The following is a 14,549-nucleotide window of genomic DNA, read 5'->3' on the forward strand; positions in this document are numbered from 1 at the left end:
ACGAAATACATATAAAAAAGTTACAATTTTTTATGGAATTATAGTAAAAAACGTCAAGAATTGGATTGCGTTCTCTTTTATCATAATACATATAAGGCGGGTGAACAGAGATGGAAAGCTATGAAACACAAATTCAAAGGTCAATTGATTATATTGAGGAAGATGTAATGGAAAAACAAACGCTGCGTAATTTAGCTCGCATTGCAGGTTTTTCTGAGTCGCATTTTCACCGTGTATTTCAGGCATTAGTAGGTGATACAGTAATGGAGTATGTTCGAAAGAGGAGGTTAGCCCGGGCAGCTTATCAACTTTCTCATACGGATGAAAAAGTTATTGATATCGCGTTTGAACATGGCTTTCAATCTCACGAAACGTTCACGAGAGCCTTTAAAAAATTATTTCAAATGACACCGAGTGAATATCGAAAACAAGAAATCGAAACACCGATGTATTACAGAGTGAATGTAAAGCAAAGAAAATTAAATCCGTATTTAGGGGGCATACAAATGGAATATCGTATTGTAAATAAACCAGAATTTTTAGTGGCGGGTTATGAATTGAAGACGACAAGTAAAGAAGGGAAAAACCATCAAGACATTCCAGTATTTTGGCAAGAATATTTACAAAAAGATCTTGGGACAACAATTCCCAATCGTAAAGATACGAGCCAATGGGTAGAGCTTGGATTATGTACTGATTTTAATTTAGAAACAGGGGACTTCACTTACATTATCGGAATGGAAGTTACAGACTTTGAAAATGTACCAAATGAAATTGCGAAGCGTACTTTCCCGGCAGCAACATATGCAGTATTTACAACGCCGAAAGTTCCTCATGAAGAAATGGTATCGTCTATTCACCAAACTTGGAATGCAGTATTCTCAGAATGGTTCCCGCATTCAGGCTATGAACATTGCGGCGTTACAGAGTTTGAATTATACGATGAGCGTTGCCACGAAGATAAGAGTGAGTTTGCACAAGTAGAGCTTTGGATACCGGTGAAGAAAAAATAATAGGGTAAGAGCGAATCATTGGGAGATGGTTCGCTTTTTCATAAAGGGGAAATAGGAAAATGTTCAAAAAACTAGAATGTGTATCTATACATACGAAGGATATAGAAAGATCAGTTTCTTTTTATAAAGAAATGGGAATGAAGCAAAACTGGATGATAGAAAGAGAATTAGAAGAAGGGGTTATTTGGACGTTAATAGGATTGAAGTTTCCAGATGAGAAAAGTTCGGAGTTAGTAATAAGCAATCATCCGGATATTAATTTTACGGAAGTCGAAGTATTAGTAGAAGATGTGCAACAAACTTATGAAAGTTTAAAAGATAATAAAGATGTAAAATGGATTCGCGAACCATTTCCAACAGAATCAGGACATGTTGCAGTAATGGAAGCACCTGATGAGAATGTGTTTGTGTTAGTAGGGAAATAGCTGAAATACGGAGTGACCTTTCATAGTGAGTTATGAAGGGTTATTTTTAATTTGTATAGTAGTAGAGGAAGCAGGTTAGTATTGTCGGTTTTTGTCGGTAAGTCGATATATCTAGAAAATCGCTGATATAATTCGAGTTGCGCCGATATATTCAAAAAATCGCCGATATAATTTCATATACCTCTAAAACACCTCAAAAAAACGATCCACATAATTTCAATTACTGTAAAATTATCCCAGGAAAGAAAAAAGACGCCACATAGCGTCTTTCCTACGAACGAAACGGAAATACAAGAATAATCGTCGTTCCTTTTCCGAGTGCGCTATCAACGGAAATTGTTCCGTTATGAGCATGAACGAGCTGTTTTGTAATGGCTAGGCCAAGTCCAGTTCCGATGTTGCTTTCTTCTGTGTTTGTTCCGCGGTAATATCGTTCAAATAGAAGTTCTTTCGTTTTTTCATCCATTCCTTTTCCATCATCTGAAATGGAGAGTGTAAAGGAATTAGCGTTTTGTGATAGTTTTACGATGACAGTAGTTGTTTCATTATTATGTTTTACAGCATTTACTAGTAAGTTTTCGATAATACGCTGGAACCATTTTTCTTCAATGAAATATTGAATTTTATTTGAGCTCGGTACGAATTCAATATTTTGATTTTGGAGTGTTGGATTGTTAATAAATTGCAATAACACTTTTTGAACGAACTGATTGATTTCAACGTTTACGTGTTGGGCAGGAAGGCTGTTATTTTTTAATTGATACGTTAAGCTTAAATCATCAATTAATGTCGTCATATATTGAGATTTCTCTTTCATAACACTACCAAATTGCTGAATATCACGATCAGTCCAGTTATATTGATTCGATTCGAGTAATAATGCGTAGCCATATATAGAGCTAAGTGGTGTTTTTAAATCATGCGTTAGACCGGTAATCCATTCTTCTCGTGTTTGCTGAAGTACTTGCCTCATCGCATCGTTTTTTTTGAGTGTAATAGAAAGGTGTTCTAGTGAACTTGTTACATCTCTAAACAAACGGAATGACCATTTTTCTTTACCAGATCGCCGGAACCTGACAGGTTTTCCTTTTTTACTAATGGGTTCTTCATACTTTCCACCAGCGATATTTTTAAGCCAGCGCATCGCATGTAATAACGGTTTCCCGAATTTATTACCGTACCAAATAGAAAGAATGACTAAATAAACAAATACGATAAGAAGGATTAATCCGCATCCGATGAGAAACTTCTTAGTAAATACATCTTCAATTTCGTCATCTGGATAGTAGTGATCATTTTTCGCAGTCACAACGAGAAGGTTGCCACTATTTGCATCGTAAAAGCTAGACGTGTTTTCTTTATGATTCCACGGTTCTTTTTCATTAAGGGCGATTTGTATTGCTGAAAATGTTTTTTTCTTTCCAGCTGGATAGGCAAAAACCTCTTCGCCATTTTGATTAAATATTTGAAGTGCTGCTTTTTCTTTAGACAGTAACTGTTTTTCTTGATCTGTTAATGTGAACGAATCCATCGTTAAAGAGGAGTGATCCTTTTGAATTGCTGTCAGTAACGCATTGCTTTTTAACATACCACCATAAATAACAAGTACTTTCTTTTCTTCTAATTCAATTTCCCAATATGTAAATTTATAATTACTTTCGATATGATGTTGTATATATGCGACTAAAGATGTCTTCGTATAAGCATTCGGAACATCATTTGGTGTATTAAAGTGGTAGAGGATTTTTCCGTTTTCATCTACAACTTGGAGCCAATCATTTTTCTCCTTTATTAAATCTTGCACTTCAGATTGTAACGAAATATGCCCATCTTCTGAAGAGATGTATCTTGAAATTGTAAAACTATCAGAATCTGGAATATTAGGTTCGTATAAAGTACTAGTAAGAAGAAAAATTAAATAAGTAAAAGCAGCAACTACAGCGATAAGTAATGTAACTAAAACAAAAACGTGTTGCATGATAAATTGAATAATAAGTCGTTTATTAAAATTCATATCGTCACCCTACTTTGTAACGAACTTATAACCAAGCCCGCGAACGGTTTTTATATATTCTGGTTTACTTGGATCGTGTTCAATTTTTTCACGTAGTTTTCGAATGTGGACCATAACAGTGTTGTCATCGCCATTATAGGCAGGTGCTCCCCAAACTTTTTCGTATATTTCCTCTTTCGAAAATACGTAGTTCGGATTCTCGCAAAAGAAGAGTAGTAGTTGAAAGAGTTGAGCGGAACATTCGACAATGTGACCATCCACTGTCAGTTCTGCAGAGTGCTGATCAATTTCAAATCTGCCAAATGAAATCGAGTGTGATTTTTGTTCGTGTGGTACGGTTTGTTTCATATGTCTCCGAAGCTGTGCTTTCATACGTGCTACTACTTCTAATGGATTAAAGGGCTTCGTAATATAATCATCCGCACCGTATGAAAATCCGGATATTTTATCTAAATCAGATGCTTTTGCTGATAGGAAGAAAATTGGACAATCTGTTTGTTGGCGAATGATTGGACAAATATCAAAACCGGATTGTCCAGGAAGCATTACATCTAAAATAATTAAATCGTAATTGTTTTGCTTAGTTAGAGATAAAGCTATTTCAGCTGATGTTGCAGTTGTAATATGAGAAAAACCTTCTTTTTCAAGAATGGTAGTTAGTAATTGTAAAATTGCTGTTTCATCATCAACAAGTAAAATATTTGCTTGGTACATAAAAATCCCTCCTAATTTTCTCGAATATCATATCATCATTTTGTAACTTATGGAATTTTTAAGGAAATTTTAAGGTTTTCTTTCGCAAAAAATTAAGAATCAAATGATATGATAAAAGTAACATAGGGGAGGAGATGAGTGTGAATCCGTTTCAAGTGATGCGAGCTAGATATTTTTTAATTGTATTTGCACTATTAATTTTAATAGCGAGAAGTAGTGGCGATTTGCTAACAAGTATATTTCATATACAAAATTCTTCTTTTATAAATATCCTTATATTCTATATCCTTCCGATCGTATGGATTTTTTATGAGTATAGAAAGCATCGCATTTCATTTTCATTGTTTGTTAATAAAAATGAAACATTTAACTTGGTGCAAGTTTTATACATTACGGTTATGTTGTGCATGTTTAGTTACGGGTATCTTATTTTGTATATGTATAGTTTTGCATGGATTACACCGGACTTTATTATGAATGCATTGCATGAACCGATTATAGATAGTACTGGGGGATATGTATATCAAGTCATTAGGGTCGTATTCATCGCACCAATTATCGGGGAGTTTGTTTTTCGCGGATTTTTACTTCAACGTTTTGCAACAAAATGGGGAACGAGCATAGCGACCATCGTTGTAGCAATATTGTTTGCGTTGTTACATGTTGATTTCCTCGGTGCAGCCATATTCAGCATCGTATTATCAATCGTATATATTCGTACGAAAAGTTTACTCATGCCAATTGCAATACATATGTTAAACAATGCATTTATAATGGGTGCGTCTTTTTTTATAAGTAGAGAAAAAATTATGAGTTTTGCCGATTTCTCAAATTATACGACATTCTTTCCTGGACTTATTATTTTTATAACAGGATTAAACTTAGTACTTATCTTTTTATTTGTTAATCGTAAATATTGGAGTAAAGAAGTGCCAGTTATATATGCAGAGCAGGAAAAGAGCTTTTCAGATATAGTGGGGAGTAAATGAGATGAAGAAGACGGTTGAAAAAATATTAAAAGAGATTATAGATGCTACGTCTATTACAGATATGTGTGATAAAAGCGTTTGTCATTGGCTTCAACCTGTAGTAGATACGATTGTGTTTCCAGAGTAGTACTTATTTTCTAGTACTCATTTAAAAGAAAATATTATTTCTCTTCTTATTGTGTTCGGGGTTTTACTAATATTTGGTCTAATTGTAGAAGAAATGATGAAGCGCATCTTCAGAAAGAATGAAGAGAAGTATATGTGGATTCATAAAGTATTCGAGAAAGTAATGGTGGCTTTCCTTTTGTTTTATGGTATGAAAATAATCATTTACTTTATAGCTTTGAAACATCATTAATTCGAAATTTGAAAGGGATGTATAAAATTATATGAATGAAACGATATCATCAAATAAGTTTTTTTATTTGATTTTACTTAGTCTAGTGTTAATAACGACAGTAAATGTTATTTTGCGCTGGGAGGAAGCTTACTTTTTCATGTATTTAGCGCTTCATTTGCTAGGGATTTTATGTATAAGTGGTGGAGTGGTTACTGAAAAAAAGAATGAAGAAAGCGTTAATTATATGTGTGTGATCGGTCTTGTTTTACTTTTAGCTGTACAGGGTATTATGAAATATAGTTCTTTCTCTTTACAAGATTTTAATTTATTAATAGATGTACTTCCTTAAAGAGGCTTTTTATGTTATCTAAAAAGCAAGTAGGGTACGTGTGTTGGTTTGTACGTGCGATCCTTATTCCGGATTATGAACTAAAGAAAGTGTTTAAAGATAGGTAAAACTCTTCTTGTGTAGAAGAGTTTTTTTATGTAAATAAAAGGATCTCGAGCAATTCACATAATAAGCTTGTTCTAATTTAGCGTGTACGAACTTACAATAATAATAGACAGGCAGCATAGAGGAGGGAATAGCGTGAGGAAGGTTATCGGTTGGTCGCTTTTTTTGTACGTTGGATTTGCGTTACTTATATATTGGTATTTATTTGGATGGAATCATGAACTTATTCCGGACATGTATAAGGGAACGAGTGCAGATCCAGAAACGTTTATGAGTACGAGAGAGCTTACGCTAAGCCAAGATTATTCGCGCGTGAAAAATTTACTATACTTTTTAGCGACGCCTCTTGAATGGATTATTTTATTATTTGTACTTGTGCTAGGTATTTCAAGAAAGTTTGAGAAATGGTCGAAGGAAACGACTAAAATAAGTGTTTTGCAAGTTGCGATTTATTTCTTTTATTTATCATTATTGACAACAGTGCTTGCCTTACCGATGCAATGGATTGGCCGGAAAGTGTCCGTTGATTACGGCATTTCAACGCAAAGCACACAAAGCTGGATAAAAGATCATGTTATCGGTTTTTGGGAAAGTTATGCGACTATGTTAATTGTAGTTACCGTTCTATTATGGCTTATCCGTAAATTTCCGAAGAGATGGTGGCTCGCAGGATGGGCGCTCTCTGTTCCATTTACAATCTTTTTAACATTCATACAGCCTGTCGTTATTGATCCGCTTTATAACGACTTCTCGACGCTGAAAAATAAAGAATTAGAAACGAAAATTTTAGCGATAGCAGACAAAGCGGATATTCCTGCTAAACACGTATATGAAGTAAATATGTCAGAAAAAACGAATGCATTAAATGCTTACGTAACAGGAATTGGCCCTAACGCCCGTATTGTAATGTGGGATACAACGCTTAAGCAGTTAAAAGATAAAGAGATTTTATTTATCATGGCCCATGAAATGGGGCATTATGTTATGAAGCATATATATTTTGGCGTTGCAAGTTATGTATTGCTATCGTTTATAGGTATGTTTTTAATTAGTCGTATTATAAATATGTGTATTCGCAAATGGGGAGATACATTGCAAATTTCAAAAGTGGCATGTTTCTCCATTTTACCTTTATTTTTCTTAATTTCTTCTATACTCTCATTTGCAGTACAACCAGCAACAAACTATGTTTCACGTATAGAAGAAAGAGCGGCAGATCAATATGCTTTAAATATGACGAAGGACGGAAAATCTGGTGTGAAAACTTTTCAATATTTATCAAAAACAAGTTTAAGCCAAGTGAATCCGCCTGCGTTAGTGAAATTTTTCTTATACACGCACCCACCAATTTTTGAAAGAATTCATACGTTTGAACAATATGAGAAACAAAGAAAAAAGGAGTAGCTATTATGCTACTTTTTTTTATAGAGATATAAGTTTCATATTGGGAATATTTATCATTGCTTTTTATTGCGATTTTGTAAATAATAAGCTATAAAATTCTAAAAATCTATATATAAAGGAATAAAGGTGAAAAAATGTATTTTTTACAAAATTTAAAAGTGAAATATAAATTATTAGCGCTTATTTCATTAGCAGTTTTAGGTATGGTAATTATAAGCAGTGTAGCAATTAATTCTATTAATAAGATTAAGCACGATACAGAGGTTGTAGTAGATGATTATCAATATTCTGCAATTTTATTAGAAGGAATGCTTCGCACACAAAATTCACTAGAATATAACTTATTAGAGTTAATTACGGCATCACAAAATGAAGTGGCAAATAAAGAGGGAATAATTAATAATATTGAAAAGGATCTTAAAAAATATGATTCTTTATTAAAAGAATATGATGATGGTTTTAATTTAAGTAAGCAAGAGGATGAACTGTTTCAGAAGATGAAGAAATCTTTACCAAGTTATAAAGATACATATAAGAAATTATTTGAAAAGGCGAAGGCAACAAACGAGCCGCAAATGGTAAATGAATTTCAGAAGGAATTAAAACCGAAGGGAATAGAGTTAGCTGGTTATGCAGTGGATCTAGAATCGTATGTTTCAAATTTAGCTGACCAAGTATTTAAAGATTCGCAAAAAATGATTGATCGTTCCGTTATTACCTTTATCATTCTTGTAGTAGTTACTACAATCGTTATATGTATAGTAAGTTATATTATTAGCAAGCTTATAGTTGCTCCTTTACAAACGGTTAGTCGTATGATGGAAAGAGCGAAAGAAGGAGATTTAACTGTACATGGTGATTATACTGCTAAGGATGAATTAGGTGTATTAGTAAGTAATTTTAATGAGATGATTGCAGGGCTAAGAACAAATATGCAAGAAGTAGAGAATAATATTCAGCTTCTATTCCAATATGCAGACGGAGTAGCATCTGCGTCAGAAGTATCTAGTAGTGCAGCAAAAAAAATCACTATGGATATTGAAGAAGTCGCAAATGGTGCAGAGAGTCAAATGCAAGCAATGGAACAAACTGCGGGTGCGATGGAAGAGTTGACACAAGGAATGCAGAGTATAGTCAATACATCATCCTCTGTAAATGAATTATCTGCTCAATCAGCATTAGATGCAGAGAGTGGTAACAAATTAATGAAACAAATGATTCAACAGATGGATACAATCCAAAATTCGGTACATAGCGGTGTGAAACAAGTAGAGACTATGAAAGAACAATCAGAAGAAATTGTTAAAATCATTGATGTAATGCAAGGTATTACCTCTCAGATTAACTTATTAGCATTAAACGCCGCAATTGAGGCTGCACGTGCTGGTGAAAGTGGTAGAGGATTTGCAATTGTGGCAGATGAAGTGCGGAAATTAGCAGAACAATCTAGTGATTCTGCAAAACAAATTGAGAATCTTATTACTCAAGTTATGGGAACAACGAACCATACGGTACATATGATGGGGAAAGTAGATAATGAGGTACAGGCAGGTACACAAGTAGTAATGCACACAGAAAAAGTATTTGGAACAATTACAGAAAAAGTACAACAAGTATCTGAGCAAATTCAAACGGTATCTATGTCTACAGATGAAATTGCAGCGAGTAGTGAGGAAATCTCGGCTTCTGCAGAAGACATGGCTCAAATTTCCCAAAGATCATCTGACCGAACTGATAGGGTAAAAGAGTCTATTCAACAGCAAGAAAAATCTGTTCAAGAGATTTCGGTTTCAATTGAACATATGCATAACGCAGCAGGAAAATTAAAACAAATAGTTGCCCAATTTACTCTTCAAAAGTAGTAGCATATTTGAGTGTTAATAAATATAAAAAAAGCATCCTCTTTTAATAAAAAAAGGATGCTTTTTTTATTGCTACTATTCATAGACTTCGGGCATTTTCAAGGCGATGATTTATACATACTAGATTTGTATATTACTTGTTTTTTGACAGTGTAAGAGGTTTATCGACGAGAATTATTTCTGTATTAGTGTTTTTAGATCCTGCTGTTGCCAAACTATTAGACCGGATTTAGATGCAAGTAATAAGGATTATCCTTATATTTGTAGGGATGGCACTAACTTTTCGCAAGGGAAGAGAAGGCGAGTTATCAGTGAAGGGGAATGCTAACTCTGAAATATAAATCATGAATATAGTAACCTCCATTAGGTATTTCCTTTACGCGCCAATAAAGGGAAGTTGTAAAGTGAAAAGGAGTTTATAAAGAGATTGTAGAATGTTTTAGTACATAACACCTTAGAGGTGACAACTTCCTTTTTGAAAAAGAAAGAAGGAGGCATAAAGCAGAAAGGTAGTGGAAATATTTCTTCTAGAAGATTTGCATTTTATCTTACATTCACCAAAAAAGAGTACTCCTGAAACAATGAAATTCATTTTATTTGAATGAAATAGGGAGAGAGGATAATGAAGAAAAAAATATTGGGTGTAATGATGATTGCGACAATGGCAGGAGGTATATTTGCAGGGACGAATGTGACGCCTGTAAAAGCGGAAGAGTATCCACAAATGATTGTGTTTGAAGATGTTCCATACGGATTTTGGGCATATGATGCTATTATGGATTTAGCATATCATAAAATTATATTAGGGTATGGAAACGGGAAGTATGGTGTTGGTGATCTTATAACACGTGAACAAGTAGCTGGGACTATTTACAGAACACTTGAGATAAAAGAAGAAGGATCAGTAGCGAATCCATATAAAGATGTTTCTGATAGTACAACAACTTTTAAAAAGGAAATTTTGGCGTTAACAAAACGTGGTGTTTTTACAGGGGATGGCCAAGGGAATTTTAGGCCGAAAGCACCAATCTCTAGAGCGGAAATGGCTGTCATTTTAAAACGAGCATTTAATTTTGAAACGAAACAAAAACATACATTTAAAGATATTCCAAAAGGCCACTGGGCAGAAGATGCAATTAGTGCGCTACAATCTAATAATGTTGTAAGAGGAACTGGGAATGGCATGTATGAATTAAATCGCCCTGTACCTAGAGAACAATATGCTCAGTTTATTAATAATGCGATTATTAATTATCATTTGAAAGAGGATTGGAAATAGAGTGAAATATGAAAGCACAAATAGAAATATTTGTGCTTTTTTGTTTGTTTAAAAAAGAATTATTATTCGTTTATTTGTATTTTTAATGTTATACATAAGCTTTATAATCAACCCCATAAAAAAGACATGATGTGTAATATGATTCACAAAACCGTCACGAAATGTGTCGAAAAATATATTGTCACTATACCATTTATTCTGTATATTTTTAAAAAAACATATACATATTGGGGAGATAATTTGATGAGCAAAAAATTATTAAAAACAGCTACAGCATTAACAATTATGGGTGGGGTGTTATTCTCAGCAGAGAGTAACAGTGTAAAAGCGGAAAGTGCACCGTTGCAAAAAACAAATACAATTGTATTTAAAGATGTACCAAAAGGACATTGGGCATATGAGGCAATTCATGAATTAGCGGAACAAGAAATTATTTTGGGATATGGCGATGGAATATTCGGTTTTGGGGATAATGTAACACGTGAGCAAGTTGCAGCTTTAATTTACCGTGTGTTTGATATGGAAGAACAAGATGAATATGAAAACCCATATGGAGATATTGATGAAAATTCAACAAGCTTTATCGAGGAGATATTGGCTTTAACGGAAATGGGAATTTTCCAGGGAGACGAGAATGGAAACTTTAGACCGAAGGCGACGTTAACGCGTGCGGAAATGGCACAAGTTCTTACGAATGCTTTTGACTTACAGGCCAAGGGATCTCATAACTTTAATGATGTTTCAGCAAATTCATGGGCAACGAATGCAATTAGTGCAGTACAAACAAATGGTATTACAATGGGAATCGGAGAAGGTAAATTCGGTCCGTCTATGAAGGTAACAAGAGAACAATACGCACAGTTTTTACATAGAGCAATATTGCATGATATGGAACAAGGGCAGTAATAAAGTTTAACTAGTCAAAGTGAAATTTAAAAATAATACAAAAAGGTCGTTGTTGTATAACAGCGGCCTTTTTTGTATGAAATAAAGCACGAAAGAATGGCGTTTTGAAAAAAAATGAAATGAATTTTCAAAAAAAACTTCCTTTTCTGAAGATTTGTTATATAATATAAAACATGAAATCAAATCTGTTATAAAACAGTTTAAGAAGGGGATGCTAATATGTCGACGCAAACTTCACGGGTTACACTCGTTGGAGAAATGTTACCAGCGTACAACGAAATATTGACACCTGAGGTGCTTAGTTTTTTGAAGGAACTACATGAGAATTTCAATGAGCGCCGCATAGAACTTTTACAAAAACGTGTAGAAAAACAAAAGAGAATTGATGCAGGGGAGTTTCCGAAGTTTCTAGAAGAAACAAAACACATACGTGAAGCGGATTGGACAATTGCCAAGCTGCCAAAAGACTTAGAGGATCGCCGCGTAGAGATTACTGGACCGGTAGATAGAAAGATGGTCATTAACGCTTTAAATTCAGGAGCGCATCTTTTTATGGCGGATTTTGAAGATTCGAATGCACCAACTTGGGAAAACGCAGTTGAAGGTCAAATCAATTTACGAGATGCAGTAAAGGGAACGATTTCACATAAAAATGATAAAGGGAAAGAATATAGATTAAATGAGAAAACAGCTGTACTCATTGTACGTCCAAGAGGATGGCATTTAGAGGAAAAGCATATGCAAGTTGATGGGAAGAATATGTCGGGTAGCTTAGTAGATTTCGGCTTGTACTTTTTCCATAATGCGAAAGCTCTTTTAGCAAAAGGAAGCGGCCCATACTTTTACTTACCAAAAATGGAAAGTTATTTAGAAGCGAGATTATGGAATGATGTATTCGTATTTGCTCAAAAATATATCGGCATTCCAAATGGAACGATTAAAGCAACTGTGTTACTGGAAACGATTCACGCTTCGTTTGAAATGGATGAAATTTTATATGAGCTAAAAGATCATTCTGCTGGCTTAAACTGCGGAAGATGGGATTATATTTTTAGCTTTTTAAAGAGTTTCCGTAATCATAATAAATTCTTACTACCAGATAGAGCACAAGTCACGATGACGGCGCCATTTATGCGTTCGTATTCTTTGAAAGTAATTCAAACATGTCACCGCCGTAATGCACCAGCAATTGGAGGAATGGCGGCACAAATTCCGATTAAAAATAATCCAGAAGCAAATGAAGCAGCTTTTGAAAAAGTGCGTGCTGATAAGGAGCGCGAAGCTTTAGACGGTCATGACGGGACTTGGGTTGCCCACCCTGGACTTGTACCGGTTGCAATGGAAGTATTTAATCACATTATGAAAACACCGAATCAAATTTTTAGAAAACGTGAAGAAATATGTGTAACAGAAAACGATTTACTAGAGGTACCGGTGGGAACGATTACAGAAGAGGGCCTTCGCATGAATATTAGTGTAGGTATTCAATATATTGCATCTTGGTTAAGCGGACGGGGAGCAGCACCCATTTATAACTTAATGGAAGATGCGGCAACTGCTGAAATTTCAAGAGCACAAGTATGGCAATGGATTCGTCATGAAGGTGGAAAACTAAATGATGGTCGTAATATTACGCTTGAATTAATGGAAGAGCTAAAAGAAGAAGAATTAGCAAAAATAGAAAGAGAGATTGGTAAGGAAGCCTTTAAGAAAGGGAGATTCCAAGAGGCGACAACGTTGTTTACAAATCTCGTTCGAAATGATGAATTCGTACCATTTTTAACATTACCGGGTTATGAAATTTTATAAAAAATGAAAAGGGGATGGAACAAATGAAAAACGAAAGAATCGAGAAGTTACAAGAAAGCTGGGAATTAGATGAGCGTTGGAAAGGGATCACACGTCCATATTCGGCAGAAGATGTAATTCGCCTGCGCGGGTCAATTGATATTGAACATACGTTAGCGCGTCGTGGTGCTGAGAAGCTTTGGACATCGCTTCATACAGAAGACTATATTAACGCACTTGGCGCATTAACAGGAAACCAAGCGATGCAACAAGTAAAAGCTGGGTTAAAAGCGATTTACTTAAGTGGTTGGCAAGTAGCAGCTGATGCAAACCTTTCTGGACATATGTATCCAGACCAAAGTTTATATCCAGCGAACAGCGTACCTGCTGTAGTAAAACGAATTAATCAAACGCTTCAACGTGCGGATCAAATTCAGCATATGGAAGGAAGCGATGATACAGACTATTTCGTACCGATTGTAGCAGATGCAGAAGCTGGATTTGGTGGGCAATTAAATGTATTCGAACTGATGAAAGGTATGATTGAAGCAGGTGCATCAGGTGTGCATTTTGAAGATCAATTATCTTCAGAAAAAAAATGTGGCCATTTAGGCGGAAAAGTACTACTACCAACGCAAACAGCAGTACGCAATTTAATTTCTGCACGTCTTGCAGCAGATGTAATGGGAGTGCCGACAATTATCGTTGCAAGAACAGATGCGGATGCAGCTGATTTAATTACGAGCGATATCGATCCTGTTGATAAAGCATTTATTACAGGAGAAAGAACACCAGAAGGATTTTACCGTACGAATGCAGGTCTTGATCAAGCAATTGCGCGTGGTTTAGCGTATGCACCGTATGCAGACCTCGTTTGGTGTGAAACGTCGGAACCAAATTTAGAAGATGCAAAACGATTTGCGGACGCAATTCATAAGGAGCATCCAGGAAAGCTACTTGCATATAACTGTTCACCTTCATTCAACTGGAAACAAAAACTAGATGAAAAAACAATTGCGAGCTTCCAAAAGGAAATCGCATCTTACGGTTATAAGTTCCAATTCGTAACGCTTGCTGGATTCCATTCATTAAATTACGGTATGTTTGAACTAGCACGTGGCTATAAAGAGCGCGGCATGGCAGCATACTCTGAACTACAACAAGCAGAATTCGCAGCTGAAAAACACGGCTACTCTGCAACACGTCATCAACGCGAAGTAGGAACAGGTTACTTTGATGAAGTGGCACAAGTGATTACAGGCGGAACTTCATCAACGACAGCGTTAAAAGGATCTACAGAAGAAGCACAGTTTACGAAATAAAAGGAAGGGGCACCTTTTTGAAAGGTGCCCCTTGTTATT

The 14,549-nt window shown here is 35.1% G+C and carries 12 protein-coding genes and 3 pseudogenes; 13 read left to right on the forward strand and 2 right to left on the reverse strand.

The window, feature by feature from the left end:
• The first annotated feature begins 110 nt into the window (after positions 1–110).
• Both ACS2FK_RS06630 and ACS2FK_RS06635 read left to right on the forward strand, forming a co-directional pair.
• Positions 111–1,013, forward strand: a complete 903-nt coding sequence (locus ACS2FK_RS06630) for an AraC family transcriptional regulator (RefSeq protein WP_000446842.1) — start codon at positions 111–113, stop codon at positions 1,011–1,013.
• A gap of 59 nt (positions 1,014–1,072) precedes the next feature.
• A complete protein-coding gene (locus ACS2FK_RS06635; protein WP_000473644.1) occupies positions 1,073–1,438 on the forward strand; it encodes a VOC family protein in 366 nt (121 codons plus the stop codon).
• 271 nt (positions 1,439–1,709) lie between these two features.
• Here the strand turns inward: ACS2FK_RS06635 and ACS2FK_RS06640 are convergent, their stop codons facing one another.
• Positions 1,710–3,452, reverse strand: coding sequence for a sensor histidine kinase (locus tag ACS2FK_RS06640; RefSeq protein WP_001010445.1), 1,743 nt, complete (start codon positions 3,450–3,452; stop codon positions 1,710–1,712).
• A gap of 9 nt (positions 3,453–3,461) precedes the next feature.
• Positions 3,462–4,166, reverse strand: coding sequence for a response regulator transcription factor (locus tag ACS2FK_RS06645; RefSeq protein ID WP_029442109.1), 705 nt, complete (start codon positions 4,164–4,166; stop codon positions 3,462–3,464).
• A gap of 140 nt (positions 4,167–4,306) precedes the next feature.
• On the opposite strand from ACS2FK_RS06645, the gene ACS2FK_RS06650 reads away from it, so the two are divergent.
• The 11 genes and pseudogenes from ACS2FK_RS06650 (at position 4,307) to aceA (ending at position 14,510) form a co-directional block, all read left to right on the forward strand.
• Positions 4,307–5,155, forward strand: coding sequence for a CPBP family intramembrane glutamic endopeptidase (locus tag ACS2FK_RS06650; RefSeq protein WP_063546768.1), 849 nt, complete (start codon positions 4,307–4,309; stop codon positions 5,153–5,155).
• Position 5,156: 1 nt separating this feature from the next.
• Positions 5,157–5,513: pseudogene (locus tag ACS2FK_RS06655) on the forward strand (hypothetical protein).
• A 31-nt stretch (positions 5,514–5,544) separates the two neighbouring features.
• Positions 5,545–5,844: a DUF2101 family protein gene (locus ACS2FK_RS06660; RefSeq protein WP_016082517.1), complete on the forward strand. Its 300-nt coding sequence runs from the start codon at positions 5,545–5,547 to the stop codon at positions 5,842–5,844.
• Between the two features lie 240 nt (positions 5,845–6,084).
• Entirely contained in the window at positions 6,085–7,353 is a 1,269-nt protein-coding gene (locus ACS2FK_RS06665; RefSeq protein ID WP_001233328.1) for a M48 family metallopeptidase, read from the forward strand.
• Positions 7,354–7,487: 134 nt separating this feature from the next.
• A pseudogene (locus tag ACS2FK_RS06670) lies at positions 7,488–8,267 on the forward strand (MCP four helix bundle domain-containing protein); the annotation flags it as partial.
• Between the two features lie 156 nt (positions 8,268–8,423).
• The gene (locus ACS2FK_RS06675; RefSeq protein ID WP_404978265.1) at positions 8,424–9,215 is read left to right on the forward strand and encodes a methyl-accepting chemotaxis protein; all 792 of its coding nucleotides are present in this window, start codon (positions 8,424–8,426) and stop codon (positions 9,213–9,215) included.
• 60 nt (positions 9,216–9,275) lie between these two features.
• Positions 9,276–9,556, forward strand: a pseudogene (locus ACS2FK_RS06680) (EamA family transporter); the annotation flags it as partial.
• Positions 9,557–9,837: 281 nt separating this feature from the next.
• Positions 9,838–10,494 carry an S-layer homology domain-containing protein gene (locus ACS2FK_RS06685; protein WP_000727104.1) on the forward strand — a complete coding sequence of 219 codons (657 nt, stop codon included), beginning with the start codon at positions 9,838–9,840 and terminating at the stop codon, positions 10,492–10,494.
• A 138-nt stretch (positions 10,495–10,632) separates the two neighbouring features.
• Entirely contained in the window at positions 10,633–11,400 is a 768-nt protein-coding gene (locus ACS2FK_RS06690) for an S-layer homology domain-containing protein (protein ID WP_113304420.1), read from the forward strand.
• 219 nt (positions 11,401–11,619) lie between these two features.
• A complete protein-coding gene (gene aceB / locus ACS2FK_RS06695) occupies positions 11,620–13,209 on the forward strand; it encodes a malate synthase A (RefSeq protein ID WP_048537986.1) in 1,590 nt (529 codons plus the stop codon).
• 23 nt (positions 13,210–13,232) lie between these two features.
• A complete protein-coding gene (gene aceA / locus ACS2FK_RS06700; RefSeq protein WP_000787346.1) occupies positions 13,233–14,510 on the forward strand; it encodes an isocitrate lyase in 1,278 nt (425 codons plus the stop codon).
• Positions 14,511–14,549 lie beyond the last annotated feature (39 nt).

This window comes from Bacillus cereus group sp. BceL220 (assembly GCF_051776965.1).
Lineage (GTDB): Bacteria > Bacillota > Bacilli > Bacillales > Bacillaceae_G > Bacillus_A > Bacillus_A cereus.

Coding starts and splice junctions, on each gene's coding strand:
- ACS2FK_RS06630 (WP_000446842.1), top strand. CDS start 111: ATGGAAAGCTATGAAACACAAATTCAAAGGTCAATTGATTATATTGAG.
- ACS2FK_RS06635 (WP_000473644.1), top strand. CDS start 1,073: ATGTTCAAAAAACTAGAATGTGTATCTATACATACGAAGGATATAGAA.
- ACS2FK_RS06640 (WP_001010445.1), bottom strand. CDS start 3,452: ATGAATTTTAATAAACGACTTATTATTCAATTTATCATGCAACACGTT.
- ACS2FK_RS06645 (WP_029442109.1), bottom strand. CDS start 4,166: ATGTACCAAGCAAATATTTTACTTGTTGATGATGAAACAGCAATTTTA.
- ACS2FK_RS06660 (WP_016082517.1), top strand. CDS start 5,545: ATGAATGAAACGATATCATCAAATAAGTTTTTTTATTTGATTTTACTT.
- ACS2FK_RS06675 (WP_404978265.1), top strand. CDS start 8,424: ATGCAAGCAATGGAACAAACTGCGGGTGCGATGGAAGAGTTGACACAA.
- ACS2FK_RS06685 (WP_000727104.1), top strand. CDS start 9,838: ATGAAGAAAAAAATATTGGGTGTAATGATGATTGCGACAATGGCAGGA.
- ACS2FK_RS06690 (WP_113304420.1), top strand. CDS start 10,633: ATGATTCACAAAACCGTCACGAAATGTGTCGAAAAATATATTGTCACT.
- aceB (WP_048537986.1), top strand. CDS start 11,620: ATGTCGACGCAAACTTCACGGGTTACACTCGTTGGAGAAATGTTACCA.
- aceA (WP_000787346.1), top strand. CDS start 13,233: ATGAAAAACGAAAGAATCGAGAAGTTACAAGAAAGCTGGGAATTAGAT.